At 56.2% G+C, this 24,823-nt stretch carries 24 protein-coding genes; 6 read left to right on the forward strand and 18 right to left on the reverse strand.

Going from position 1 to position 24,823, the window contains the following annotated elements; translation table 11 throughout:
- Positions 1–28: 28 nt before the first annotated feature.
- Complete coding sequence (locus PuT2_RS05990; RefSeq protein ID WP_093970155.1) at positions 29–637, forward strand: glutathione S-transferase family protein; 609 nt, start codon at positions 29–31, stop codon at positions 635–637.
- Between the two features lie 143 nt (positions 638–780).
- Here the strand turns inward: PuT2_RS05990 and PuT2_RS05995 are convergent, their stop codons facing one another.
- The 6 genes from PuT2_RS05995 to PuT2_RS06020 all read right to left on the reverse strand — a co-directional run bounded on the left by PuT2_RS05995 (position 781) and on the right by PuT2_RS06020 (position 6,535).
- Entirely contained in the window at positions 781–1,347 is a 567-nt protein-coding gene (locus PuT2_RS05995; RefSeq protein WP_233574916.1) for a VUT family protein, read from the reverse strand.
- On the reverse strand, positions 1,344–2,183 hold the full coding sequence (proC, locus tag PuT2_RS06000; RefSeq protein ID WP_093970156.1) for a pyrroline-5-carboxylate reductase: 840 nt from the start codon (positions 2,181–2,183) through the stop codon (positions 1,344–1,346). Before proC ends, PuT2_RS05995 begins: the two co-directional genes overlap by 4 nt.
- 36 nt (positions 2,184–2,219) lie before the next feature.
- Positions 2,220–3,176, reverse strand: coding sequence for a LysR substrate-binding domain-containing protein (locus tag PuT2_RS06005; protein ID WP_093970157.1), 957 nt, complete (start codon positions 3,174–3,176; stop codon positions 2,220–2,222).
- A 36-nt stretch (positions 3,177–3,212) separates the two neighbouring features.
- A complete protein-coding gene (recG, locus tag PuT2_RS06010; RefSeq protein ID WP_093970158.1) occupies positions 3,213–5,249 on the reverse strand; it encodes an ATP-dependent DNA helicase RecG in 2,037 nt (678 codons plus the stop codon).
- Positions 5,250–5,288: 39 nt separating this feature from the next.
- On the reverse strand, positions 5,289–5,675 hold the full coding sequence (locus tag PuT2_RS06015; protein ID WP_093970159.1) for a Rid family detoxifying hydrolase: 387 nt from the start codon (positions 5,673–5,675) through the stop codon (positions 5,289–5,291).
- Positions 5,676–5,758: 83 nt separating this feature from the next.
- On the reverse strand, positions 5,759–6,535 hold the full coding sequence (locus PuT2_RS06020; protein ID WP_093970519.1) for a ferredoxin--NADP reductase: 777 nt from the start codon (positions 6,533–6,535) through the stop codon (positions 5,759–5,761).
- 267 nt (positions 6,536–6,802) lie between these two features.
- Between PuT2_RS06020 and PuT2_RS06025 the strand changes: the two genes are divergently transcribed.
- Genes PuT2_RS06025 through PuT2_RS06035 form a run of 3 tightly spaced genes read left to right on the forward strand, consistent with a single transcriptional unit; the run spans position 6,803 to position 10,380 of the window.
- Positions 6,803–7,843: a Fe(3+) ABC transporter substrate-binding protein gene (locus PuT2_RS06025; protein WP_093970160.1), complete on the forward strand. Its 1,041-nt coding sequence runs from the start codon at positions 6,803–6,805 to the stop codon at positions 7,841–7,843.
- A 55-nt stretch (positions 7,844–7,898) separates the two neighbouring features.
- Positions 7,899–9,581, forward strand: coding sequence for an iron ABC transporter permease (locus PuT2_RS06030; protein ID WP_093970161.1), 1,683 nt, complete (start codon positions 7,899–7,901; stop codon positions 9,579–9,581).
- 13 nt (positions 9,582–9,594) lie between these two features.
- Complete coding sequence (locus PuT2_RS06035) at positions 9,595–10,380, forward strand: ABC transporter ATP-binding protein (protein WP_093970162.1); 786 nt, start codon at positions 9,595–9,597, stop codon at positions 10,378–10,380.
- 84 nt (positions 10,381–10,464) lie between these two features.
- On the opposite strand, the gene PuT2_RS06040 is transcribed toward PuT2_RS06035, so the two are convergent.
- The 3 genes from PuT2_RS06040 to PuT2_RS06050 all read right to left on the reverse strand — a co-directional run bounded on the left by PuT2_RS06040 (position 10,465) and on the right by PuT2_RS06050 (position 12,655).
- Positions 10,465–11,418 (reverse strand): SPFH domain-containing protein, encoded by a 954-nt coding sequence (locus tag PuT2_RS06040; RefSeq protein ID WP_093970163.1) that lies wholly within the window; start codon positions 11,416–11,418, stop codon positions 10,465–10,467.
- Between the two features lie 62 nt (positions 11,419–11,480).
- A complete protein-coding gene (locus PuT2_RS06045) occupies positions 11,481–11,906 on the reverse strand; it encodes an NfeD family protein (RefSeq protein ID WP_093970164.1) in 426 nt (141 codons plus the stop codon).
- 122 nt (positions 11,907–12,028) lie between these two features.
- The gene (locus PuT2_RS06050; protein ID WP_254046960.1) at positions 12,029–12,655 is read right to left on the reverse strand and encodes a methylated-DNA--[protein]-cysteine S-methyltransferase; all 627 of its coding nucleotides are present in this window, start codon (positions 12,653–12,655) and stop codon (positions 12,029–12,031) included.
- 61 nt (positions 12,656–12,716) lie between these two features.
- Between PuT2_RS06050 and PuT2_RS06055 the strand changes: the two genes are divergently transcribed.
- On the forward strand, positions 12,717–13,403 hold the full coding sequence (locus tag PuT2_RS06055; protein ID WP_158214018.1) for a TetR/AcrR family transcriptional regulator: 687 nt from the start codon (positions 12,717–12,719) through the stop codon (positions 13,401–13,403).
- A gap of 43 nt (positions 13,404–13,446) precedes the next feature.
- On the opposite strand, the gene ppsA is transcribed toward PuT2_RS06055, so the two are convergent.
- Positions 13,447–15,810: a phosphoenolpyruvate synthase gene (gene ppsA / locus PuT2_RS06060; RefSeq protein ID WP_093970165.1), complete on the reverse strand. Its 2,364-nt coding sequence runs from the start codon at positions 15,808–15,810 to the stop codon at positions 13,447–13,449.
- Between the two features lie 159 nt (positions 15,811–15,969).
- On the opposite strand from ppsA, the gene PuT2_RS06065 reads away from it, so the two are divergent.
- On the forward strand, positions 15,970–16,803 hold the full coding sequence (locus tag PuT2_RS06065; RefSeq protein ID WP_093970166.1) for a pyruvate, water dikinase regulatory protein: 834 nt from the start codon (positions 15,970–15,972) through the stop codon (positions 16,801–16,803).
- Between the two features lie 49 nt (positions 16,804–16,852).
- On the opposite strand, the gene PuT2_RS06070 is transcribed toward PuT2_RS06065, so the two are convergent.
- The 8 genes from PuT2_RS06070 to bamA form a co-directional block, all read right to left on the reverse strand.
- Positions 16,853–17,629, reverse strand: coding sequence for an RNA methyltransferase (locus tag PuT2_RS06070; protein ID WP_093970167.1), 777 nt, complete (start codon positions 17,627–17,629; stop codon positions 16,853–16,855).
- Positions 17,626–18,261: a ribonuclease HII gene (rnhB, locus tag PuT2_RS06075; RefSeq protein ID WP_233574915.1), complete on the reverse strand. Its 636-nt coding sequence runs from the start codon at positions 18,259–18,261 to the stop codon at positions 17,626–17,628. Before rnhB ends, PuT2_RS06070 begins: the two co-directional genes overlap by 4 nt.
- Positions 18,233–19,423: a lipid-A-disaccharide synthase gene (lpxB, locus tag PuT2_RS06080; protein ID WP_093970168.1), complete on the reverse strand. Its 1,191-nt coding sequence runs from the start codon at positions 19,421–19,423 to the stop codon at positions 18,233–18,235. Before lpxB ends, rnhB begins: the two co-directional genes overlap by 29 nt.
- Entirely contained in the window at positions 19,420–20,214 is a 795-nt protein-coding gene (lpxA, locus tag PuT2_RS06085; RefSeq protein ID WP_093970169.1) for an acyl-ACP--UDP-N-acetylglucosamine O-acyltransferase, read from the reverse strand. Before lpxA ends, lpxB begins: the two co-directional genes overlap by 4 nt.
- Positions 20,214–20,666 carry a 3-hydroxyacyl-ACP dehydratase FabZ gene (gene fabZ / locus PuT2_RS06090; RefSeq protein ID WP_093970170.1) on the reverse strand — a complete coding sequence of 151 codons (453 nt, stop codon included), beginning with the start codon at positions 20,664–20,666 and terminating at the stop codon, positions 20,214–20,216. Before fabZ ends, lpxA begins: the two co-directional genes overlap by 1 nt.
- Before the next feature lie 48 nt (positions 20,667–20,714).
- A complete protein-coding gene (lpxD, locus tag PuT2_RS06095; RefSeq protein ID WP_093970171.1) occupies positions 20,715–21,809 on the reverse strand; it encodes a UDP-3-O-(3-hydroxymyristoyl)glucosamine N-acyltransferase in 1,095 nt (364 codons plus the stop codon).
- 6 nt (positions 21,810–21,815) lie between these two features.
- Positions 21,816–22,376, reverse strand: a complete 561-nt coding sequence (locus tag PuT2_RS06100; RefSeq protein ID WP_093970172.1) for an OmpH family outer membrane protein — start codon at positions 22,374–22,376, stop codon at positions 21,816–21,818.
- An 83-nt stretch (positions 22,377–22,459) separates the two neighbouring features.
- Positions 22,460–24,796, reverse strand: a complete 2,337-nt coding sequence (gene bamA / locus PuT2_RS06105) for an outer membrane protein assembly factor BamA (protein WP_093970173.1) — start codon at positions 24,794–24,796, stop codon at positions 22,460–22,462.
- Between the last annotated feature and the right edge of the window lie 27 nt (positions 24,797–24,823).

A 24,823-nucleotide genomic window follows, 5' to 3' on the forward strand; every position in this document is an offset into this window, starting at 1 on the left:
CTGAATTCAACAAAATAGAAGGATACCAATGAAACTGTATTATCTGCCCGGCGCTTGCCCTCTGGCCACGCAAATTGTGCTCGAATGGATGAAACTGCCTTACGAGCTTCAGGCCGTCAGCCGCGACGAACTCAAACAACCTGCGTTTCTTGCACTCAACCCCATTGGCTCGGTGCCCGTATTTCAAGACGGCGACTTCACACTGACCCAGAGCGTCGCGATTGTTGAATACCTGACCGACCTGCACCCGGAATCGGGCTTGCATGGCAGCGATGCGCGTGAACGCGCCGAAGTGCGCCGTTGGTTGAATTTCTGCAATTCCGACCTGCACCGTACGTTCTCGCTGGTATTTGCGCCGCAAAATTTCTCGGCCGATGAGGCGGGTAAAAACGTTTTGGTCAGCAAAGCCACTGAACGCGTCCAGTTTTTGTTTGGCGTGGCCGACAAACAGCTCGAAGGTAAAGACTACCTGACTGGCAAGAAGTCAATTGCCGACCCCTACTTGTTCACGATCATGACCTGGGCCAAGTTCAAACAAGTTGATCTGAGTGCATACAAAAACCTGGCACGCTTTTTTGACGTGATGGCTAACGATCCGGCCGTTCAGCAGGCACAGAAACGCCAACAAGAAGGCTAATGCGTTATAGAGCAGAAGACGTTCGCGTCACCGCGCAAGTGCTATCTGCTTAAAAATACCGCCGTAAAATACATAAAGGGGCCGTTAAGGCCCCTTTATGTTGACGCTGCCTGGTAAGACAGCAAGTGAAAGCTTTTACCGTTTTACACCGACGCAGACACTGAACGTGACTCTGGGCGTCCCAGGTTCCACATGAGGGCGCGAAAAGGCGCCAGCAAAGCCAGGTTGACCACCAGCTTCACAGCCAGGTCGCCTACCAGCAGCGATGTCCAGTCGATGCCGGTACCGGCAAAGGCAAGGCTGAAGAACAATATGGTGTCGAGCGTTGCGCCAGCGACACCGCCAATGAAGGGTGCGCGCCACCAGGCCTGATTACGCAAACGGTCGAACACGTAAATATCTAGGAACTGGGCAAACAAAAAGGCAAGGCCCGACGCCATGGCGATACGCGGCGTGGCCACCCAGAACGAAAAAATAACCGCAATGATAAAACCAACGGCAGCAACGCGACGCGCGGCCGAAGGGCCAAAACGACGGTTGATCAGATCGGCTACCAGGAAGGCGATGGGATACGAAATGGCGCCCCAGGTTAACCACTGGTTAATGGGGTATTGCACCAGAATGTTGGAGCCGACCACCACAATGGCCATGGCAATAACGGCAATACCAATCTGGAGTGCCGACATGGGCACATTAACTTTTGAGTTCATTTGGAAAATTCGCGGGCTAGCTCGGAGGCCCGATTATACGCCGCCTGCATGGCATCGTGAACCATAGGTGTAAAACCCTGTTGTTCAAATACCGAAAGCGCAGCCGCTGTGGTGCCGCCCTTCGACGTCACGCGTTCGCGCAGAGTTGCAGGCGATTCGGGCGACAAGCCGGCCAACTGCGTGGCGCCGTTCAGCGTAGCCAGCGCCAGCATGCGTGACTGTTCAGCAGACAACCCCAGCTTTTCGCCGCCGGCAATTAGGGCTTCGAGAAACAGAAAGACATAGGCCGGCCCGCTGCCCGACAGTGCCGTCACGGCATCGAGCTGGTCGTCGTTGTCGACCCAAACGACTTCCCCCACGGCTTTAAGCAACTGTTGGGCCACATTACGGTCGGTGTCTGAAACGCCGTCAAGCGCAAGCAAGCCCGAAATACCGGCCTTGACCAGCGACGGCGTATTGGGCATACAACGTACCAGCCGCGTCCAGGGCTGGTCGGGCGTGCCCAGCCAGCGCGCCAGCGTGGCACTATCGATACCTGCGGCAATGCTGATGATCAGAGTGTCGGGCTTGAGATAGGGGCGGCACGCTGCTACCGTCTCTTTCATGACTTGGGGCTTGACCGCGAAAATCCAGACCTTTTGGCCGGCAAGCTCGGGCCCAGGCGCTGCAGCCGTACCCACCCCTTGCGCCGACCAGCGTTCGCGCGTGGCCTCGTCAATATCAATAACGTGCACATCACCGGCGCCGCAACGTTTGCCGATAAGACCGGCACCGAGCGCCGAAGCCATATTGCCGCCGCCGATAAACGCGAGCGAAAGTTCGTAATTTGAAAACATGATGAAGAGGCCTGTAAGCGTTGATTTGGCTGCTGATCAGGGGGCAAAGGATACCATGGGAGCATCGGTATCGAGATACGACACGCCCGGCAAATCGCACTGCCGAACCGCGCGGATCAAGGCTTCCATTGCTTCGCGACGCGGAAAGCTCTTGCGCCACGCGATGACGACACGGCGATCGGGGACGGGTTTGCTGAACGGAATATAAGTTAACAAGTCATTGGGGGCGCCCGAGGTGGGCAAGGAGCTGACGGGCAGCACCGTAATGCCAATACCTGCAGCCACCATATGCCGAATGGTCTCTAGCGAAGAGCCTTCGAAACTGCGCTGAATGCCGTCATTGCTGGCCGAGAAACGCGCCAGTTCAGGGCATACTTCGAGCACCTGGTCTCGAAAGCAGTGACCTGTGCCCAGCAACAGCATGGTTTCTTCTTTAAGCTCAGATGCACTAATGCTGGAACGCTTCGCCCAGGGGTGCCTCTTGGGAACGGCGACCACAAAGGGCTCGTCGTAAAGCGGCCGCACTTCAAGCCCCGTATCCGGAAACGGCAGCGCCATGATGGCGCAATCGATCTCCCCCTGGCGCAGTAGTTCGAGCAAGCGTGAGGTAAAGTTCTCTTGCAGGATCAATGGCATTTGCGGGGTGATCTCGATTTGCGCCGGCACCAGGCGGGGCAGCAAGTACGGCCCAATGGTGTAAATCACCCCCACTCGCAGCGGCCCGGCCAACGGGTCATGCCCCTGACGCGCAATCTCGCGTAAATTGGCCGTTTCTTCAAGCACGCGCTGCGCCTGCGCAATGACCCGCTCGCCAATCGGCGTCACCGACACCTCGTTGCCGCCGCGTTCGAAAAGCGTGACGCCCAGCTCTTCCTCAAGCTTGCGAATCGCCACCGAAAGCGTCGGCTGACTGACATAGCAAGCATCTGCAGCCCGACCAAAGTGACGCTCGCGGGCGACGGCGACTATGTATTTAAGTTCAGTGAGCGTCATATTCGGCTCCGTAGATAAAAACTGAATGAAAGGGCATCAGGTTCGCAGAAAGTCTTGTTTACCCCGCATCCATCGACCCAAGTGTCTATCCACCGTTTCGGGTTGGGCGGCCAATAATTCAGCGGCGAGTTGCTGCGCTTGCTCTACAAGGCCTGCGTCGGTTTCAAGGCTGGCAAATCGCAAAATCTGCGCGCCCGACTGCCGTACCCCTAAAAATTCGCCCGGCCCACGAAGATCGAGATCACGTCGGGCAATTTCGAAACCGTCCGTGGTTTCGTACATCGCGCGCAGACGTTGCCGGGCAATGGCCGAGAGCGGGTTTTGGTACAGCAGAACACAGACCGACTGAGCGCTACCCCGCCCTACCCGTCCGCGCAACTGATGCAACTGAGCCAACCCAAAACGTTCGGCATGTTCGATGACCATTAATGAGGCATTGGGCACATCGACACCGACTTCAATCACGGTTGTGGCCACCAGCACCTGAATACGTCCAGCACGAAACTCATCCATGACTTGGGCTTTCTCGGCAGGCTTCATGCGGCCGTGTACCAAGCCGACCGTCATACCCACCAGCATCTCGGACAATTGCTGGTGGGTGTCGACGGCCGTTTGCAATTGCAGGGCTTCGCTTTCTTCGACCAGCGGGCACACCCAGTACACTTGGCGCCCGCGAGCCACTTCGGCGCCGATATGCGCAGTCAGTTCATGTCGCCGGGTATCGGCCAACAGCTTGGTCACCACCTGCTGACGCCCGGGAGGCAGTTCGTCAATCACCGACACATCCAGGTCGGCAAAAAAGGTCATAGCGAGCGTTCGCGGAATAGGTGTCGCGCTCATGTTGAGCTGATGCGGTATGACATTGTCGCTGTCCACGGACAACTCGCCCTTTTTGCTGAGCGCCAAACGCTGACCCACGCCAAAGCGGTGTTGTTCATCCAAGATAATCAACCCCAGGTTGGCAAATTCAACTTTGTCCTGAATAAGCGCTTGCGTTCCTACAACCAGCTGCGCCTGTCCGCTTTTAATGGCTTGCGCAGCTTCTCGACGCGTTTTCTGGGTCAGGCTGCCGGTTAACCACACTGTGTTTATACCCAATGGCGCCAGCCAGTCGACCATCTTGTGCAAATGCTGTTCAGCCAGAATCTCGGTAGGCGCCATGATCGCTACCTGGGCGCCGGCAGAAATAGCGTGCACCGCTGCAATGGCTGCCACGACGGTTTTGCCGCTACCTACATCACCCTGCAACAAACGGTGCATAGGGTGGGCGCGTTGCAAATCGCTCAGAATTTCGTCAACCACCCTACCCTGCGCAGCCGTTAGCTTGAACGGCAAACGGGCATGTAAAGCCTTAAGTAGCTGTGTATTTTGAGGCTTAAGTAATGGCGCCCGTTGCGACAAACGCTGCGCCCGGGCGCGTGCCAGCGACAATTGCTGGGCCAGCAGCTCATCAAACTTGATGCGGCGCCAAGCGGGGTGTTCGCGTTCAAGCAAATCGGCAGCCGACACACTGGGCGGCGGATGATGCAAGGCACGAATAGCCTGCGCAAACGGAACGAGCTGGAAGCGCTCTCGAATATCGTCGGGCAAAGTATCGGACAAGTCGGCCGATTCAAGCGCTCGATCGATAAGCTTACGTAATGTGGGCTGCGATAGCCCTTCAGTGGTGGGATAAACCGGCGTTAACGCGGCAGCAAGCGCTCCACCTGCTGCAGCGACACGCGGATGTACGATTTCCGGGCCATTGAACCCGGCGCGTACTTCGCCCCTTACCCGGACCAACCGCCCCTTGAACACCTGCTTTTGCTGGCTGGGGTAAAAGTGCAGCCAGCGTAAAGACAGGCGTCCGGTATCGTCGCCCACCACGGCCACCAGTTGCCTGCGAGGCCTGAGCTGGACCTCGCTGTGTAGCACCGTACCCTCGACTTGCACCGACTGGCCGGGCTGAGCCGACCCGATAGGCACCAACTGCGTTTCGTCTTCGTAACGCAGCGGCAAGTGAACGATATAGTCTTGCGGCGTATGCAAACCAAGCCGTTGCAGACGACGCTCGGTTGCTGACGATGTAGCCACGTGGTTTAGACGGCGTCAGAAATAAGGATGCGAAAAACGCTAAATAACGATAATCGCTTCGACTTCGAATTGTGCGCCTTTGGGCAAACTAGCCACGCCGATAGTCGAACGCGCCGGGAACGGCTGCGGAATAATGTCGGCCATGATGGCGTTTGCGCTGGCAAACTTGGAGATATCGGTCAGGTACAGGGTGAGCTTGACGATAGAGGCCAGCGAGCCGCCAGCGGCCTCGATGACGGCCTGCATATTGGCAAACGCCTGACGAACTTGGCCCTCGAAGTTTTCGGAAACCAGTTCGCCGGTGGCGGGTTCGAGGCCGATTTGCCCTGACAAATAAACGGTTTTACCGCCGTCGGTGGCGATAGCCTGTGAATAGGGGCCTACTGCGGCCGGTGCAGCGTCGGTTTGAACAACGTGTTTTGCCATGATGTGTCTCTGTATAAGTCAACAAGTAACTATCAGAGTTTAAACATCTATAGACAAAATTAACAGCCCCCTACCCTTTTGACTTACTTTTCTACGAAAGCGCGTTCGATGACGTAGTCACCGGGTTCGCCCACACCGGGCGAAACCACAAAACCCCGACTATCGAGCATTTTGCACAGGTCTTCGAGCATGGCCGGGCTACCGCACATCATGGCGCGGTCGGTTTCCGGGTTGAGCGGCGGCAAGCCGGTGTCTTCAAAGAACTTCCCGCTTTCAATGACGGTTGTGATGCGACCGGTGTTACGGAACTCTTCGCGTGTGACGGTGGGGTAGTACACCAACTTTTCGCGCACCATCTCGCCAAAGAACTCGTTATTGGGCAGTTCGTTCTGGATGTAGTCAGAGTAGGCCAGTTCGCTAACCTGGCGGACACCGTGCATCAGAATGACTTTTTCAAAACGCTCGTATACTTCCGGGTCTTTGATAATGCTCATGAACGGGGCCAGACCGGTGCCCGTACCGAAGAGGTAAAGGTGCTTGCCAGGCTTCAGGTCGTCGACGACCAAGGTACCGACCGGTTTACGGCTGACCAGAACTTCATCGCCTACTTTCAGGTGCTGCAGACGCGATGTTAATGGGCCGTTGGGCACTTTAATGCTCAGAAATTCGAGGTTTTCTTCGTAGTTGGCGCTGGCAATACTATAGGCGCGCATCAGCGGCTTACCCTCGACTTCCAGGCCCAGCATAACGAAGTGGCCGTTATGAAAACGCAAGCCGGCGTCGCGCGTTGTCGTAAATGAAAACAGGGTGTCGTTCCAGTGATGAACGCTGAGGACTTTTTCGGTGTTGAAGGCGGCCATAGTGTTTGTGCTCGCTAATATATTAATAACGCGGGTGTTAGCTTTAATATTGGTGGCTGGCATGATAACGCACCGACCAAATAGCTTTTGAATAAGCATATACGAAACATAGTATTAGCGTCTACATATTAAATATAAAAACAACGCATATTTTCAAAAAATTTAAGCGTATACGCTACATATATACTGGTTTACCCCATTATATGCTAAGCTTGTTGAGAATCATTGCTATTTACAAACGCGTTCCAACCCTTACGGAGTACCTTCATGCGTCACACCCGTTCGTTCATGCCCGCACTGCGCGCCCTGGCGCTCGCCGGCCTGGCTGCCGTTTCTACAGCCGCCGCCGCCAGCGAAGTCAATTTGTACACCACGCGCGAACCTGGTCTCATCCAACCCATTCTTGACGAATTCAAGAAAGATACCGGCATTGCCGTGAACACGGTATTTGTCAAAGACGGCTTGCTTGAACGCGTCCGCGCCGAGGGCGATAAATCGCCGGCCGATGTACTGATGGTCGTCGATATCGGTAACCTGATCGATCTGGTGCAAGGCGGGATTACCCAGCCTGTACAGTCCGAAACCCTCAACGGCGTGATTCCTGCCAATTTGCGCGACCCCGCCGGCCAGTGGTATGCACTGTCGTTGCGCGACCGCGTGGCGTATGTCGCCAAAGAGCTCGACATCAACGCCCTCACCTACGAAGACTTTGCCGACCCTAAATACAAAGGCAAAGTGTGCATTCGCTCGGGCCAGCACCCCTACAACACCGGCCTGATCGCGGCCATGATTGCCCACAATGGTGAAGAAGCCACCGAAAATTGGTTGCGTGGAGTCAAGGCCAACCTGGGTCGCAAAGCAGCCGGCGGTGACCGCGACGTTGCCCGTGACATTCTGGGGGGTATTTGCGACGTGGGTATCGCCAACGCCTACTACGTCGGGCGCATGAAAAACGCCGAGCCCGGCACCGACAACTACAAATGGGGCGAAGCCATTAAAGTCGTACGCCCGACATTCGCCAACGACAAAAGCAAGGGTACGCATGTAAACGTGTCGGGTGCAGCTGTTGCCAAACACTCGCCCAACAAGGCACAGGCCGTTCAATTACTTGAATATCTTGTGTCCGAGAAGGCGCAGAACCTGTACGCTAACGCCAACTACGAGTATCCTGTGCGCGCCGGGGTTAAACTAGACCCCGTTGTGGCCAGTTTTGGCCCGTTGGTTGTCGACCCCTTGCCACTTGCCGAGATCGCAAAACATCGTCAGCAAGCCAGCAAACTGGTAGACAAAGTTGGATTCGACCAATAACACCCCTTTAACCCTATCCGGGGCTGGGCGCACCAGGGGCGCCCAGTCTGTTTATTTGCAGGAAGCCAAGCGCTTGCAGTTGCGTCGTATTTTCTGGAACTCCGATACCGGCTGGCGGCTTGGTGCGATTTTCATTGCGTTGTGCGTTGTCACGCCCATTCTTACCTTGGGCTGGCTCGCCTCGCAAGGGTCGCTCAGTCACTGGGCGCACTTGCTCAATTTCGTGATTCCCACAGCATTTGTCAATACGGTACTGTTGTTGCTGGGGGTCGGGGTTCTGGTCACGTGTCTGGGTACCGGCGCTGCATGGCTGGTCACGGCATTTTCATTTCCTACTCAACGCATGTTGTCATGGGCGCTATTGCTGCCTCTGGCAGTACCCACCTACATCGTTGCGTTTGCTTATCTCGATATTCTTCACCCCATAGGGCCGCTGCAAGGGCTCGTTCGCGACATCCTTGGCTACAGCAGCCCCCGCGAATTCCGCCTGCCCGACTTGCGCGGTCTGCCCGGCGCCATATTTTTGCTGGGCTTTGTGCTGTACCCCTACGTTTACTTGTCCACGCGCGTCATGTTTGCCACTCAGGCTGCCAGCTTGCTCGAAGCCGGTCGTATTTTGGGGCTTAGCGGGCGTGGCGTTTTTCTTAAAGTCGCCCTGCCGCTGGCACGCCCGGCTATCGCTGTAGGGGTCAGCCTGGCATTGCTCGAAACCCTTAACGACATTGGCGCGTCCGAATTCCTTGGTGTGCAAACACTCACCGTGTCGGTCTACACCACCTGGGTTACTCGGTCTGACCTGGCTGGTGCGGCGCAAATTGCGCTGGCCATGCTGGCTATCGTCGTTGCGCTCATTTTGCTTGAACGTCACGGGCGCAAGCGGCAGCGTTATGCCAACACCCAGCGCATGCGCCCTATTCAGCCCAAGCCGCTTAAAGGCGCCGCAGCACTTATTGCCATCGGCCTGGGCTGGGCGCCTATCATCATCGGCTTTGTGGCCCCGGCACTCTATCTGCTTAACCAAACCATCAAGCACCTGCACATTGCCGGCGGCGTATCCAGTCAGTTAATACAAAGCGGTCTCAATACCATTGGCATTGCGTTAGTCGCTACGCTGGTCGTGGTAGTGTGCGGTATCGTGGTCACCTGGGCAGCGCGCAGCACCCGAAACGCTTCGCCATACGCCTTCACCAAACTATGCGCTCGCGTGTCCACCGTAGGTTACGCCCTGCCGGGCACTGTGCTGGCCATCGCCTTGCTGACGCCTCTTAACCTGGTCGACGATGCCATTGCCTGGATAGCCCAGGGGCTGGGCAATACATCGCCAGGCTTGTGGTTAATGGGGTCTTCTACGGCCTTGGTCTGCGCCTATGCCATTCGCTTCATGGCCATTTCCGTCGGGGGGCTCGAATCCGGCCTCGCGCGCATCCCGCCCTCATTAGAGCAGGCATCTCGTTTGCTGGGTGAAACGGCCACCGGTACTTTACGTCGTGTTCACCTGCCATTGCTGCGACCCGCTATTGGCGCCGCTGCCCTTCTGGTGTTCGTCGACACCATGAAAGAGCTCCCGGCGACCCTGCTCTTGCGCCCGGTCAACTTCGAAACGTTGGCAACCTGGCTTTACGCCGAAGCGGCACGTGGCACCTACGAAGAAGGTGCTGTGGCAGCGCTTGCTATTGTGCTGGCGGGCTTGTTGCCAGTTATTGTGCTGGCGCGCAGTCAATTAAAATCCGGACACTAAATACGCTGCATCCATGTCAGAAGAACTATTAAAGCTTAACGATGTCTCGCTCGCCTACGACACGCCCGAAGGACTGTTGCCGGTTGTCAACCACCTATCCCTGGGGCTTGAAAAAGGTCACATTGGCTGCTTGCTAGGGGCATCGGGTTGCGGCAAGACAACGGTGTTGCGCGCTATTGCCGGGTTCGAGCCGTTACGTACTGGCACGATCGGCTTGGGAGCTATCGTCTTGTCATCGCCCGACTTCATGGTCGAACCCCAAAATCGTAACGTGGGCATGATGTTTCAAGACTATGCCCTGTTCCCCCACCTCACCATCGAAAAGAACATCGGATTTGGGCTGCAGCATCTCGAGAAGCCCGCGCGCAGCAAACGTGTCGAAGAAATGCTTGAACTTGTCGGGCTGACCGACGTGGCCCGGCGCTACCCGCACGAATTGTCGGGAGGCCAACAGCAACGCGTCGCCCTGGCGCGTGCTCTGGCGCCCGAACCCGAGCTTTTATTGCTCGATGAACCCTTCTCGAACCTCGATGTCGATACGCGCGAACGACTGGCATTTGAGGTACGCGATATTCTGAAAAGTACCGGCCATACCGCCCTACTGGTCACGCACAACCAGGCCGAAGCCTTCGCCATTGCCGACCGTATCGGCGTCATGGAGAAAGGCGTCATCGTGCAATGGGATACCCCCTACGGTTTGCATCATCAGCCAGCCAGCGCCTTCGTGTCTGATTTCATTCGCCGCGAAGCCCTGATGGCACAGCGCGCTCAGGCCTACCTGCGCGGCGAAGGCAGTTAAAAGCCCTACTGATGTGACCGTCGACAAGGGGTACCAAACGGTACTTTACGTCGTGGCGGCAGCTGAACGCACGACTAAGTCTAACTAAGCCCCCGAGCCGGAGCCGCCCTTACCGGTTTTGTTGATAATAGTCATGGCCGAAGCAATCATGCCGCCCATATCAGCTAGGTTGGCCGGCAGAATGAGGGTGTTGCCTTGTTTGGCTACATTGGCAAACGCATCAACATAACGTTCGGCCACATTCAGGTTGACGGCTTCGATCCCACCGGGTTGGTTAACGGCGTGTGCAACTTGAGTAATGGCTTTGGCCGTCGCTTCGGCCACCACCAGTACTGCGCGAGCCTCGCCTTCGGCCTTATTGATCTCGGCCTGCTTTTCGCCCTCTGAACGAGCAATAAAGGCTTCACGTTCGCCTGTGGCGATATTGATCTGCTCTTGACGACGGCCTTCGGACGCGGCAATAAGCGCCCTTTTTTCGCGTTCGGCCGTAATTTGCGCCTGCATCGCACGCAGAATTTCGGCTGGCGGGGTGAGATCTTTGATTTCGTAGCGCAACACCTTGACGCCCCAATTCAGGGCCGCTTCGTCAAGTGCGGCAACCACGGCGCTGTTGATCAGCTCGCGTTCTTCGAAGGTACGGTCGAGCTCCATTTTGCCGATGACAGAACGCAACGTAGTTTGCGCCAACTGCGTGATGGCCGAGATATAGTTGGATGACCCATACGAGGCACGCATTGGATCGGTAACTTGAAAATACAAGACGCCATCAACTTGCAGTTGGGTATTGTCTTTTGTGATGCAAATCTGGCTAGGCACATCGAGGGGGATTTCTTTGAGCGAGTGCTTGTAGGCCACTCGCTCGATGAACGGAATCACAAACCCTGCACCTGGCGACAAGGTGCGGTCGTATTTGCCCAAACGTTCGATAACCCAGGCATTTTGCTGGGGCACAATGGCAATGGCCTTGATGATGATAATGAAGGCCAGGGCGAGACCCACAATGGTCACAAAAACAGAGAAATCCGGGTCGAAGAACATTAAACCACCTTAGAAGAATAGAACGGCGTGCTTTTAGCAGGCCTGAGTTACGACCGAATGAATCAGGCCCTGTCGTCGGGCACAACGACTAGTGTTGAACCTTCGATTTCGATAATGCGGTGCTGGCCGGAAACGGGTGAAAAACCTGGGGCCAGCCGGGCAGACCACAAAGCCCCACGATACCGCACATGCGCGGTATCGTTTGCCCCCCAAGAGGTAATGCTGACGTGTGCGCCGATGTCGAGGTTGACGTCTTTGTTGCGAGCCGCGTTGACCTCGCGCTTTTTAAGTACGTGCGTCTTGCGCAGTACTAGCAAACCCAATATGGCCACTACGCCAGCCGCCACGATTTGCAGACCTAACCCCGCCCCTGCCCAGGCGGCAACCCCGCCCGCAGCGAGGCCCAATGCAATAAGCAGCAAATAAAATGTGCCGCTTAATACCTCGCCAATAAGCGCTGCCAGTGCAAAGGCAAACCAGAACCACATAAAACACTCCTTACGCTATTGAAACCAAGGTTGCATGGTACGCGGGCATCGTGCCTGTATCGTCAAACCCACTTGCCCCGATAGGCATCCAATTATGGCGTAGGCGACGGCGCCATGCATCATTACGCCAGCGCCCAGCCTTCATGCAACAACAGGCTGCATTTGCGATGCAACCCGCCGCCATAACCGGTCAGCCGACGGTTGGCCGCCACAACCCGGTGGCATGGCACGATGATGGAAACCGGGTTGCGCCCGACCGCCACGCCAACGGCCCGGCTGGCGGCTTTATCTCCCAGGGCATGCGCCAGTTCGCCGTAAGACACTAATGCACTATAGGGGATGTCGAGCAAGGCTTGCCATACTTTTTTCTGAAATGGCGTGCCTTCAAGTTGTAAGGGCACCGAAAACTGGGCAAGTGTCCCGGCAAAGTAGGCTTGCAGCTCTTGAGCAGCCAACTCAAAAATATCGCGGGCTGACGCAGTGTCAGTTGTCGGGCCCAATGCGTCGAGCACGCCAACACGAAGTTCGGCACCCAACCCTGAGTCAAAGTCAGGGCATTGCGTACCCTGACTTGTACGGCGTCCGGATATGCGGATATCGCGCAGTACCCTGCCGTTGATCTCGCCGGCGGTTGGGTCGCTGATGACGCCGGGTGCTGTTGTGTCTGACGACGATACGCGGCCTACCGGCGGGCAGTCACGCTGATCGGAAAAATACAAACCCATGAGTGCCTGACCGTTAGACGTCATGACAAGCCTTCCCAGTGAAGTGGGCAGGTGTGCGAAAAAGACCGATGATGACGCGCACTTCATGGAAATTGCCTATACTTATTACTGTACGGTTTGGTTAACCTTGTCCATACCAGCCATTATTACTACAGCGTTCATGCGAAAAAAAACCGAGGCCCGCCGCGAAGCCATTTTAACCACCGCGCTTGAAGTCTTTCGTGAAGAAGGTTTCGAAGCTGCGTCAATGTCGCAAATTGCAGCTAAAGTGGGGGGCTCTAAAGCCACGCTTTATAACTACTTTTCGTCTAAAGAAGACCTGCTGCTGGCCGCCATGCACCACTCGGCTATGGCGCTAGGCCGAGATATTATGGCACTGATCGGTTCTTCGGGCGACCTGCGTCGGCAACTCGAGCGCTTTGCGCAGTCGTTATTGTCGGTATTGGCCGACGAAGACACGCTCAAACTCATCCGTGTCGCTATTTCGGTCAGTGGCCACTCCGGTATTGGCAAACGCTTTTTCGACCTGGGCACCGAAGTCGTCTGGTGCGAAATGGCCCAGTTCATGGCACGACAAGTCGCGGCCGGCCACCTGCAGGACGAAGACCCCGAAGTGCTGGCCACACACTTACGATGCCTGTGCGATATGGACCTGATTGGCAACTTGATGCAGGCCAATAAACCGCCAACTCAAAAAGCGCTTGATGAAAAAGCCAAATTGATCGCCGACCTGTTCTTGCGCACACACGAAAAGAAGCCACAAGCCAAATAAAAAACGCCGGGGATACCCCGGCGTTTTTTTGTACCGCTAAGCCTTACTTGGCCAGACGCTGCCAGGTATCGACAACAGTGTCGGGGTTAAGCGACATTGACAAAATACCCTGATCACGCAGCCAGTCGGCCAAGTCCGGATGGTCGCTGGGGCCCTGACCGCAGATACCGACATATTTTCCTGCCTTCAGGCAAGACTGGATCGCGCGGCTGAGCATGAACTTGACGGCCTCGTCGCGCTCGTCGAAGTCTGCTGCCAAGAGCTCCATGCCCGAATCGCGGTCAAGACCCAGTGTGAGCTGTGTCATGTCGTTCGAGCCGATGGAGAAGCCGTCGAAGTGCTCGAGGAACTGATCAGCCAAAATGGCGTTAGACGGTACTTCGCACATCATGATGACGCGCAGACCATTTTTACCGCGCTCGAGGCCATGGCTGGCCAGCAAGTCGATGACTTTGCGGGCCTGGTTAACCGTACGTACAAACGGCACCATGATTTCGACGTTGGTCAGCCCCATTTCGTCGCGTACTTTCTTAAGCGCTTCGCATTCCATGCGGAAGCACTCTTCGAAGTCTTCGGCAAGGTAACGCGACGCACCACGGAAGCCCAGCATGGGGTTTTCCTCTTCGGGCTCGTAGCGCGAACCACCAACCAGCTTGCGATATTCGTTTGACTTGAAGTCGGACATACGAACAATGACTGGCTTGGGATAAAACGCTGCACCAATAGTCGCGACGCCTTCGGCGAGCTTTTCAACGAAGAAGGCACGCGGGCTGGCGTAGCCACGCGCTGCTGATTCGACGGCCTTTTTAAGCTCGCTGTCGACGTTGGGGTAGTCGAGCACAGCTTTGGGGTGCACATTGATGTTGTTATTGATGATGAACTCGAGGCGAGCAAGACCCACACCGGCGTTGGGGATTTGCGAGAAATCGAACGCCAATTGGGGGTTACCCACGTTCATCATGATTTTCACACCGATCTCGGGCATTTCGCCCCACTGGACTTGCTCGATCTCGGTTTCGATCAGACCGTCGTAGATACGACCTTCGTCGCCTTCAGCGCACGACACGGTGACCTCTTTGCCGTCAGCCAGAACGTCGGTGGCATTGGCACAACCCACAACCGCAGGGATACCGAGCTCACGGGCAATAATGGCTGCGTGGCAGGTACGACCACCGCGGTTAGTGACAATGGCCGAGGCCAATTTCATGACCGGTTCCCAGTTGGGGTCGGTCATGTCGGTAACCAGGATATCGCCGGCGCGGACCTGGTCCATTTCGGAGATATCAGCCACCACACGGACTTTACCCGAGCCGATTTTTTGGCCGATGGCACGACCGGTCACCAGTACTTCGCCAGTGGCTTTCAGGCGATAGCGCTCTTGAACGTCGTGTGCTGCCTGTTGCGACTTGACGGTTTCGGGACGTGCCTGAAGGATATAAATTTTACCGTCGATACCATCGCGACCCCATTCGATATCCATGGGGCGGCCGTAGTGCTTTTCAATGATTACGGCGTAACGCGCCAGTTCGATGACTTCTTCGTCGGTCAGAGAGTAACGGTTGCGCTCGGACACGGGGACATCGACGGTGCGAACGGCAGCGCCCGATGTACGCTCGATGTCAAATTCCATTTTAAGAAGCTTGGAACCAATACGACGGCTGATGATGGGGTAATGACCCGCAGCCAACGTAGGTTTAAACACATAGAATTCGTCAGGGTTGACGGCGCCCTGCACGACAGTTTCGCCCAGGCCGTAAGACGAGGTGATGAAGACGACATCGTCGAAACCGGATTCGGTGTCGAGTGTGAACATGACGCCGGCGCTGCCCAGGTCGGAACGCACCATGCGCTGAATGCCGGCCGACAAGGCGACTTCGGCGTGGGCATAGCCTTTGTGTACGCGATACGAAATAGCGCGATCGTTGTACAACGATGCAAAAACGTGGCGAACTTTATCGAGCACGTCGTCGATGCCGACAACGTTAAGGAAGGTTTCTTGTTGGCCGGCGAATGAAGCGTCGGGCAGGTCTTCGGCGGTAGCCGAAGAGCGTACCGCAAACGAACCCTTGCCGTCGGCGTCGAGTTTGGCGAACGATTCGCGAATGGCTTGTTCGAGTTCGGCCGGGAATGGCGTTTCGACGATCCATTGACGAATTTGCGCACCAGCATTGGCCAGTTCGCGAACATCGTCGGCATCGAGTGTAGACAGACGCTGAGCAATACGGTCGTCGAGACCGGTTTGCTTCAGGAAGCCGCGGAAAGCGTCGGACGTGGTGGCAAAGCCGCCAGGCACGCGCACGCCGGCACCAGCCAGCTGGCTGATCATTTCGCCCAGGGACGCATTTTTGCCCCCGACCGAGTCAACGTCCGTCATGCGGAGTTGCTCGAAAGGTACTACATAAGACATAAAGTCACCTTTAAACACTATAGAAGAAAGCTTGTTTGCTTATGGCATAGCGTGAATTGACTTAAAATCTACGCACTAAGCAAACCAGCCTTGCCTTCTTCAAGCCTAAGGCAACACGCAATTGTACCTTTTCCCAACTTTAATGGGCTAGCCTTTGTAATGACTTCTACCAACGTCGAACGTACCGTCTTTATCGTCTCTGACGGCACCGGCATTACCGCCGAAACCTTCAGCCATTCTGTGCTGTCGCAGTTTGAAGAGGCACAGTTTCGCTCGACGCGGCTTCCATTTATAGACAGCCGCGAAAAAGTGCAAGAAGCCGTAGCCAAAATTAACCGTTGCGCTCAAGAAACAGGCAAGCCCCCGCTCATTTTCAGCACACTGGTCAACCCCGATATGGCTGCCTTGCTAAAAGATGCAAACGGCATCTTCCTTGACCTGTTTGGCACCTTCGTCAAGCCGCTCGAAGAGGCCTTGGGCATGAAGTCCAGCCATTCCATCGGGCGCTCACACGGCAGCGGTACATCGCAAAAGTATCGTAACCGCATCGAAGCCATCAACTTCAGCTTGTCACACGACGATGGCCAGTATGTACACGGGCTCGACAAAGCCGACGTCATCCTGGTGGGGGTGTCGCGCTGCGGCAAAACACCCACCAGCCTGTATCTAGCCATGCAATACGCCATCAAGGTGGCCAACTTTCCGCTCATCCCCGAAGACTTCGAACGGGGCACGCTACCCGCCACGCTGGCGCCCTTCCGTAAAAAGCTGTTCGGTCTTTCCATTCAGCCCGAACGCCTGTCCGAAGTGCGCAACGAGCGCCGCCCGAACTCCAAATACTCCACGCTAGAGCAATGCCGCTACGAGGTTGCCGAGGCCGAACGCCTGATGCGTATCGAAAGCATCCCGTTTGTGTCAACCACAACGCGATCCATTGAAGAAATATCGACCAAAGTGCTGCAAGAGGTCGGCCTGGAAGCGCATATCTACTAAGATTGCGCGTAGCTGCACCGGGGCCGGGCAATAATGCCGCCCGGCGCCCTCAATGTGCCTGGTGTTGCCGAAGTTGCTCGTACAGGCATACCGCCGTTGCCACACCGACATTCAACGATTCAACGGCGTCGCTTTGCGGGATAAACACCCGCAGATCGGCGCGCGCCAACAGAGCCGGGTCGACCCCCTGCCCTTCATTTCCGGCCAACCAGGCGCAGGCCTTTGGCAATTCAAGGCTGTACAACATTTGACCCTGCTCTAGGGCAGTAGCTACCAGCGGCACCCGCAATCGCTCGCACAGCGCATGTAGATCGAGATGTTCATATACTTGCAGCGCAAAGTGGGCGCCCTGGGCGCTTCGCAGCACTTTGGGTGACCAGGCGGAAACCGAACCTTCAGACACAAACACCTGTTTTATGCCAACCGCAGCGGCCGTGCGTAGCAACGTACCCAGATTGCCTGGGTCTTGCACGCGATCGAGCCAGAGCACGTTGCCAGAAATAGAGGCAGGCAAGTCGGGGGACGGTCGCTTCACCACAAAACATACGCCCTGCCCTTGCCCTGCAACCTGAGACAAACGCGGATATAGCGCGGCATCGAGCGTCAACCCGACATCAGCGTCAATGTGGTTGGCCAAACGCTGAAGCGCCGCACTTTGCGCCAGCCGCTCGGCGTCGAATACCGCCCAGACTGGAAGCCCTTGATGACGCAGCCATTCTTCACACAGATGCACGCCTTCAAGCAACACCTGATCCGACACTTTGCCGGCGGACACGCGCAGCAGTTGCTTGTACTGAGGGTTGTCGCGCGACTGGAGATGCTTCACAGACACGCCCCTTCGATGGACACCATGTCGCGTACAGGCGCAAAGCTGCGGCGATGTGCCAGACAGGGCCCGTACTGCCGCAGCCGCTCAATGTGCAGGGCCGTGCCGTATCCCTTATGCTGATCAAAACCGTAAACGGGGTACAAATCGTGCAGGCGGTCGCAATCGGCGTCACGCGCTGTCTTTGCCAAAATCGATGCTGCCGAAATAGCTTTGACTTTGCTGTCGCCTTTTACGATGGCCTGTGCCGGGGCGACCAGCCCAGCAGGCACACGGTTACCGTCAATCAGTATCTGGCTTGGTCGTACCGCCAGGCCCTCGCAGGCCCGACGCATCGCCAAAAAAGTGGCCTGCAGAATGTTCAGGGCGTCAATTTCCTCGACACTGGCCTGTGCAATGCACCAGGCCACAGCGGTACGCCGAATCTCTTCGGCCAAGGCATCGCGACGTTTGGCCGTCAGCTTTTTAGAATCGTTCAAACCCTCAGGAATGCCGGTTTCGGGCAGGATGACCGCCGCCGCGTAAACCGGACCCGCCAACGGGCCCCGGCCTGCTTCGTCTACGCCAGCGATCAAGCCGGCCGGGATTGCCATATCGAATAAGTCAGCCTGCATGGCGGGTAGCCACATCATAAATAGCCCGAGCGGCCAAGGTAGGAGTATCGCAGCGAAGGGTATGATGCATGGTCAAAAACCGCTGAGCCAGTGTTTCTGCCCTTGCTTTATCGGTCAAGGCGGCCCAGGTCGCGTCGGCCAGTTTTTCTGGTGTCGCGTCGTCTTGCAGCAGCTCGGGTACCGCAAAATCATTCAACAGCACATTGGGCAAACCCACCCAAGGCACATAGGGCTTTTCTTGCCCCGACTTCCAGGCCATTAATCGGCGCATTAGGGGCGACAGCACATACGAAATAACCATGGGCCGCTTGAATAAAGCAGTTTCAAGTGTGGCGGTGCCGCTGGCAACCAAAACCGCATCGGCGGCTTCCATGGCATCCCAAGCTGCCGGCCGGCCGGCCGTGGTGCTGCGATCGATAATTTTTAAATTGCGCACTGGGTATGCCGCCAGAATGGCCTCGAATTCGGCCCGCCGCTGCGCATTGACCATGGGCACCAGCAATTGCAGCGCCGGGTCTTGGGTTTGCAAAATGCGCGCTGCCTGCAAAAACCTCGGGGCCAGCAAACGAATCTCAGAAGCGCGGCTACCAGGTAACACGGCGAGTACGCGCGCGCCGGCATCCAGGCCCAGTTGCTTGCGCATTTGGATTCGATCGGGTTCAAGCGGAATTAAATCGGCCAACGGATGGCCGACAAACGTGACCGGGATGTCTTCCTTTTCGTAGATGGCCGTTTCGAACGGGAACAGCACCAACATATGCGAGACCGATTCGCGTATCTTGTGAATACGGCTATATCGCCAGGCCCAGATCGACGGGCCTACGAAATGAACGGTGGGGACACCGGCTTGCTTAAGCTGATGCTCGAGTCGCAGATTAAAGTCAGGCGCGTCGATACCCACGAAAACATCGGGCCGTTGTTCAAGCCAATGCGATTTGACGTCGTGGTAGGTTCGCAGCAAGCCGGGCAAGCGCTTTAAGGCATCGACATAGCCAAAAACAGTCAAAGCCGCCATATCGTGCCGGCAGTCAAGACCCTGGGTGCGCATGGCCGGCCCACCAATACCGTCGAAACGAACATCAGTGGTGGCAATAGCCCCGGACTGCAGCCCCGCCATGACCCGTGCGGCCAACAGGTCGCCAGAGGGCTCGCCCGCGACCATCCCGATATGCAAGGTCATGGCCGAACGATGCCGCGACCTTCAACAGAGAGGAAGTCGATAAGCGGCTGAAGGGCTTCTGCGGCATCGGGTCGATCTTGCTGGAGCACACGCATTTGCGCAACAGCCTCGTCGACTTTAAGTTGTCGGCGAAACAACAGCTTGTAGGCTTCTTTCAGGGCGGACACAGCTTCGGGACTGTAGCCGCGACGGCTCAGGCCCTCGGTATTGACGCCAACCGGGCGAAAAGGGTCGCCAGCACCAATAACGTAAGGTGGGATGTCTTGACGGATGGCGCTGTTGCCCCCCACCATACTGTGCGCGCCGATACGAACAAATTGATGCGCCGCCGTAGAACCACCAATGATGGCCCAGTCTTGAATATGGATATGACCAGCCAACTGAACGTTATTGGCAATAATGGTGTGACTTCCCACCTGGCAATCGTGTGCAATGTGCACATAAGCCATGATCCAGTTATCGTCTCCAACGCGGGTGACGCCTACGTCTTGTACCGTGCCGGTATTAATGGTGACATACTCGCGCACCATATTGCCGTTGCCAATTTCCAGGCGGGTAGATTCGCCCTTGTACTTTTTGTCTTGCGGCATGCCGCCAATTGAACAAAAACGGTAGAACTCGTTGTTTTCGCCAATGGTCGTGTGGCCATCGATAATGCAATGCGGCCCAACGACGGTACCCGCCCCAATGAGCACGTTAGGGCCAATCAGGCTGTAAGGGCCGACCGTAACATTGGCACCCAGCTGCGCGCCGGGTGAAATGATGGCCGTAGGGTGAATTAATCCCGACATCAGTCTTCCAGCACCCGGATCGCGCACATAAGCTTGGCTTCGGCCACTTCTTGACCATCGACGGTAGCGCGGCCTGTGTACTTGCACATGGTACGGCTGATGCGGTCGGCGGTAACTTCGATGCGCAACTGGTCGCCGGGCACTACAGGACGGCGGAAACGCGCACCGTCAACACCCACCAGGTAATAGGCAATTTTCTGGTCTGCAGGGTTAACGTTAGAATCGCCTTCGAACGAAAACAAGGCCGACGCCTGAGCCATGGCTTCGATGATGAGAACACCCGGCATGACCGGGTGGTGCGGAAAGTGGCCCGTGAAGAAGGGCTCATTCATGGTCACGTTTTTAAGGGCGACAATGCTTTTGCCCGGCACCATTTCAAGCACACGATCGACGAGCAGCATCGGGTAACGATGCGGCAAACGCGCCATGATTTGTTTGATATCCAGTTCCATATCCTGTCCTACATAAGCACGCCAACGGCGCGATATTTTGTAATGATTTTATTGTTCGTTTTGAGGCGCGTTTTTTTCACACGCCCGCACACGACGACGCAGGTGGGCGAGTTGCGATACGACTGCCGCATTTTTTTGCCAATGGGTATGCTCGGCAAACGGATAGACGCCGGTATACCGGCCAGGCTCAAGCACGTTAGACGTAATGGCCGTGCCACCAGAGACATGGACATCATCACCCAACACGATATGCCCAGACAACATGGACGCCCCGCCGATGGTGCAACGCTGCCCAATGACCGTAGAGCCGGCAACGCCCACGCATGCGGCCATGGCAGTGTGATCACCGACCTTTACGTTATGAGCCAGCATGATTTGATTGTCGAGTTTTACGCCGTTACCGACAACGGTATCGTCGAGCGCACCGCGATCGACAGTGGTATTAGCGCCAATTTCGACATCGTCGCCAATACGCACGCCGCCCAGCTGGGCAATTTTGGCCCAAGCGCCCTGCCCCTTGAACGGGTCGGGTGCAAAGCCAAAGCCATCAGCGCCTAATACCACGCCGCTATGCAATATAGCCCGATGGCCCACGCTCACGCCGTGGTACAGCGTAACCCGCGCATGCAGGAGGCTGTCGTTGCCGACGGACGAACCTTGCCCGACAATACAACCGGGCCCAAGACGGGCACCGGCGCCGATAGAAGCTTCGGCTTCGATGACGCAATGTGGGCCAATACTGGCCCCCGGACCAATGCGCGCACTAGGATCGACAACGGCAGACGGATGAATGCCCGTTGGCAACTGCTCGAGACGATGCTGGTCGAACCACTGCGCCAGCAAGGCATACATTAAGTAGGGCTGGCTGCAGATAACCGCGTGGAACTGAGGGCCCGGCGCCAGAGCATCAAATACGTCTTGCGTAAGAATGACGGCCGCTGCTCGACATTGCGCCACCTGATCTTTAAGCCGCGGATTCGACAGAAAGCTGACTTCGTCGGGACCGGCAGAAAGCAACGAGCCTATACCCCTTATATGGGATGTAGGCTCGTTGATTAACCGGTAGTCTAGCCCGACCTTATTGGCACTGCGCAACAGGTCGGAAAGAGAAGGCGCCTGTTCAGGCGCTAACAACACCGGCATAACACATTAACCGCCGAGGGCCTTAAGTACCTGGTCGGTAATGTCAACTCGGGGGCTGACCGTAACGGCATCTTGAATGATCAGGTCGTAGCCCTGGCTGTCGGCGATTTGCTTGATCGCGGCGTCGGCCTTTTCAACGATAGAGGAAAACTCTTCGTTACGACGGCGATTGAAGTCTTCCTGGAATTCGCGACGCTTGCGCTGCAAATCGGCATCGATATCGGCCAATTCGCGTTGACGCTTGACCCGGTCAGACTCGGACAACACAGGTGCGTCTTTGTCGAACTGCTGCGCCTTGTTGCGCAGGCTGTTAGCCAGGTTTTGCAGCTCTTGATCGCGACGCTTGAACTCGCCTTCTATCTTGGCCTGGGCTGCCTTGGCGGGCTTGGAATCACGCAGGATGCGTTCGGTGCTCACGAAGCCGACTTTGGTGCCCTGGGCCTGGGCAGGCGCAGGCAGCGTAACCAGCGTTGCGGCGCCCAGAACAGCTGCCATAGCCAAAGCGCGTTGACCGCGAACCAGGCTACGGGTTAATGCAGAAACTTTCAAAACTAATTCAGACTTCATGAAAAATCTACCTTGCAAGTGCAGAGATAAAAAAACTATTGTGCCATTAAACGCGCCGAATTAAAAACTCGGCGCCTGATGGATTAAAAGCCTGTGCCGATCTGGAACTGGAAGGCCTGGAGATCGTCGCCGCCCTTGGCGTTAAGCGCTTTACCCCAAGAAATTTCGAGCGGGCCCATAGGAGACTCCCAGGACAAGCCCAAACCAGCCGAGTAACGCCAGCCGCACGGGTCTTCGACCTGATTACTAATGCCCGTTGCGCATGCACCGCCGCCCGTGTTGGCGATTTGACCAGCGTCGGCAAATACAAACCAGCGCAGCGTACGATCACGCGTGGCGCCAGGGAACGGCAGGTACAGCTGCGCGTTGGCAATCATGCGCCGCGAACCCCCAAGGTAGTCGCCCGTACGGACATCACGTGGGCCCAGCGATGCGCCTTCGTAGCCACGCACGGAACCCAGACCGCCAGCATACATGTTCTTGATGACCGGGAATGTTTTGCTGCCATAGCTGCGTGCCCAGTCGATCTTGGCATTTAGCGCCAGAGTAAAGCTTCGCCCTAACGGAACATAATACTGTTGCTGGCCACTGAGCATGTAGTAGCGTAAATCGGCCGTAGAGACGTCAGCGCCTAAACGAGTGTAGCTACCTTTACGCGGAGCAATGGCGCTGTCGCGAGTGTCTTTCGCCCAACCAAGGTTGAAAATGACGGCATTGGTACTGTCGCCATACTCGTTGGTGAAATCGGTGTAAGCCTGTGGGGGATCGTAGAGCTCGAGCTTGTTATGTTCGAAGGTTGCACCTGCAAACACGCGGTCGTACTCGGAAATAGGCACCCCGAAGTTCATGCCACCGCCGTAAGCCGTAACACGGTAGTCTCCACGATCACCGCTACCGGTGTCGTAAGGCGTTGTACGCCGGTAGTACAGCGACGTCGTTTTGCTGATACCCTCGGTTGTCCAGTACGGGTCGGTGTGCGCTACAACCAGGGTCCGGTTGGTTTTACTGGTATTTACTTGCAACGAAAGGCTGTTGCCACTGCCAAAGATGTTTTCTTGGCTGATACCCGCCGACAAAATAACCTTGTCGGTAGAACCGTAACCCACACCCAGGTTAATAAGACCTGTGGGCTTTTCTTTCACGTCGACGTTGATATCGACCTGGTCCACCGAACCGGGTACTGGCGCGGCATCAACGTTGAGCTCGCTGAAGTAACCGAGACGATCGATACGGTCGCGCGACTCTTTGATGCTGCTCGAGTCGTACCAAGCCGACTCTTGTTGACGCATCTCGCGACGAACAACGACATCGCGTGTACGTGTGTTACCCCCGATTTGAATGCGGCGGACATAAACACGACGACCCGGGTCGACGTAAAAGGTCAGGTCGGCTTCTTTGGTTTCGCGATCAAGCTGAGGGTTGGGGTTGACGTTGGCAAACGCATACCCCAGGCTACCGAGGTAATCGGTAATAGCTTTGACACTGGCGTTAGACACCGCGGCAGAGAACGTTTCGTTTTCTTTAACTTGAATAAGCGGACGAATCTGGTCGTCGAGCCCAAGCAATTCACCGGCCAACTTGACGCTGCGCACCTTGTAGGGCTCGCCTTCGTTAACGGTGATGGTGATGTATATGCTTTGGCGATCGGGCGAAATGGTGACTTGAGGCGGCTCCATTGTAAACTCTAGGTAGCCACGATCGAGATAATAAGACCGGATCGCTTCAAGGTCGCCTTCAAGCTTTTCGCGCGAATACTTGTTGGTACCTGTGTACCAAGTCATGATGCCGCCCGTTGTCAGGCTCATTTCATCGCGCAAGTCGCTAGCCGAAAAAGCTTTGTTGCCTACAAAGTTAATTTGGCTGATCGTAGCTACGTCACCTTCGAAAATATCGAAAGTGACGCCTACGCGGTTGCGTGGCAAGGGCGTGATGATAGGTGTAACTTCGACACCATATTTACCCTGCGACAAATACTCTTGCTTTAATTGAAATTCGGCCTGCTCGAGCGCGGCGCGGTCGAATACGCGGCCGGGGCCGAAACCTACTGACCCGAGTGCCTTGTTAAGCGCTTCGGCATCGAAAGCCCGCATACCGTTAAAAGTAACCGACGCAATAGTAGGACGTTCTTTTACAGCCACCACAATGACGTCATTTTGGGTGTCGATATTGACGTCGCTGAAGAAACCAGTAGCGTAAAGACGCTGAATGGCTTCGGCGGCTTGCTGTTCGGTAAACTCTTGCCCGACCTTGACTGGCAAATAACTGAAAATAGTACCGACATCGACGCGCTGGACACCTTCGACGCGAATATCTTTGACAACAAATGGTGTGAAGGCGTTGGCCAGGCCCGGGGCCAGAAACGCAGTCAGCACCAATGGCATGACGCGGCGGGCTAAAGAGAACTTACGACGAAACGACATCCTGGGGGATCCTTAGACGATCTGGTG

It is taken from the genome of Pusillimonas sp. T2 (assembly GCF_002236805.1).
Taxonomy (GTDB): Bacteria; Pseudomonadota; Gammaproteobacteria; order Burkholderiales; family Burkholderiaceae_B; genus Neopusillimonas.

Excerpts from the sequence above, each read along its gene's own strand:
- lpxD (WP_093970171.1), bottom strand. The coding sequence starts at position 21,809 with ATGCCGGTGTTGTTAGCGCCTGAACAGGCGCCTTCTCTTTCCGACCTG.
- PuT2_RS06050 (WP_254046960.1), bottom strand. The coding sequence starts at position 12,655 with ATGACGTCTAACGGTCAGGCACTCATGGGTTTGTATTTTTCCGATCAG.
- PuT2_RS06065 (WP_093970166.1), top strand. The coding sequence starts at position 15,970 with ATGACTTCTACCAACGTCGAACGTACCGTCTTTATCGTCTCTGACGGC.
- proC (WP_093970156.1), bottom strand. The coding sequence starts at position 2,183 with ATGTTTTCAAATTACGAACTTTCGCTCGCGTTTATCGGCGGCGGCAAT.
- ppsA (WP_093970165.1), bottom strand. The coding sequence starts at position 15,810 with ATGTCTTATGTAGTACCTTTCGAGCAACTCCGCATGACGGACGTTGAC.
- PuT2_RS05990 (WP_093970155.1), top strand. The coding sequence starts at position 29 with ATGAAACTGTATTATCTGCCCGGCGCTTGCCCTCTGGCCACGCAAATT.
- PuT2_RS06015 (WP_093970159.1), bottom strand. The coding sequence starts at position 5,675 with ATGGCAAAACACGTTGTTCAAACCGACGCTGCACCGGCCGCAGTAGGC.
- PuT2_RS06020 (WP_093970519.1), bottom strand. The coding sequence starts at position 6,535 with ATGGCCGCCTTCAACACCGAAAAAGTCCTCAGCGTTCATCACTGGAAC.
- PuT2_RS06045 (WP_093970164.1), bottom strand. The coding sequence starts at position 11,906 with ATGTGGTTCTGGTTTGCCTTTGCACTGGCAGCGCTTATTGGCGAGGTA.
- PuT2_RS06040 (WP_093970163.1), bottom strand. The coding sequence starts at position 11,418 with ATGTTCTTCGACCCGGATTTCTCTGTTTTTGTGACCATTGTGGGTCTC.
- PuT2_RS06035 (WP_093970162.1), top strand. The coding sequence starts at position 9,595 with ATGTCAGAAGAACTATTAAAGCTTAACGATGTCTCGCTCGCCTACGAC.
- lpxB (WP_093970168.1), bottom strand. The coding sequence starts at position 19,423 with ATGACCTTGCATATCGGGATGGTCGCGGGCGAGCCCTCTGGCGACCTG.
- lpxA (WP_093970169.1), bottom strand. The coding sequence starts at position 20,214 with ATGTCGGGATTAATTCACCCTACGGCCATCATTTCACCCGGCGCGCAG.
- PuT2_RS06100 (WP_093970172.1), bottom strand. The coding sequence starts at position 22,376 with ATGAAGTCTGAATTAGTTTTGAAAGTTTCTGCATTAACCCGTAGCCTG.
- fabZ (WP_093970170.1), bottom strand. The coding sequence starts at position 20,666 with ATGGAACTGGATATCAAACAAATCATGGCGCGTTTGCCGCATCGTTAC.
- PuT2_RS06005 (WP_093970157.1), bottom strand. The coding sequence starts at position 3,176 with ATGACGCTCACTGAACTTAAATACATAGTCGCCGTCGCCCGCGAGCGT.
- rnhB (WP_233574915.1), bottom strand. The coding sequence starts at position 18,261 with ATGATGTGGCTACCCGCCATGCAGGCTGACTTATTCGATATGGCAATC.
- PuT2_RS06055 (WP_158214018.1), top strand. The coding sequence starts at position 12,717 with ATGGAAATTGCCTATACTTATTACTGTACGGTTTGGTTAACCTTGTCC.
- PuT2_RS05995 (WP_233574916.1), bottom strand. The coding sequence starts at position 1,347 with ATGAACTCAAAAGTTAATGTGCCCATGTCGGCACTCCAGATTGGTATT.
- PuT2_RS06025 (WP_093970160.1), top strand. The coding sequence starts at position 6,803 with ATGCGTCACACCCGTTCGTTCATGCCCGCACTGCGCGCCCTGGCGCTC.
- bamA (WP_093970173.1), bottom strand. The coding sequence starts at position 24,796 with ATGTCGTTTCGTCGTAAGTTCTCTTTAGCCCGCCGCGTCATGCCATTG.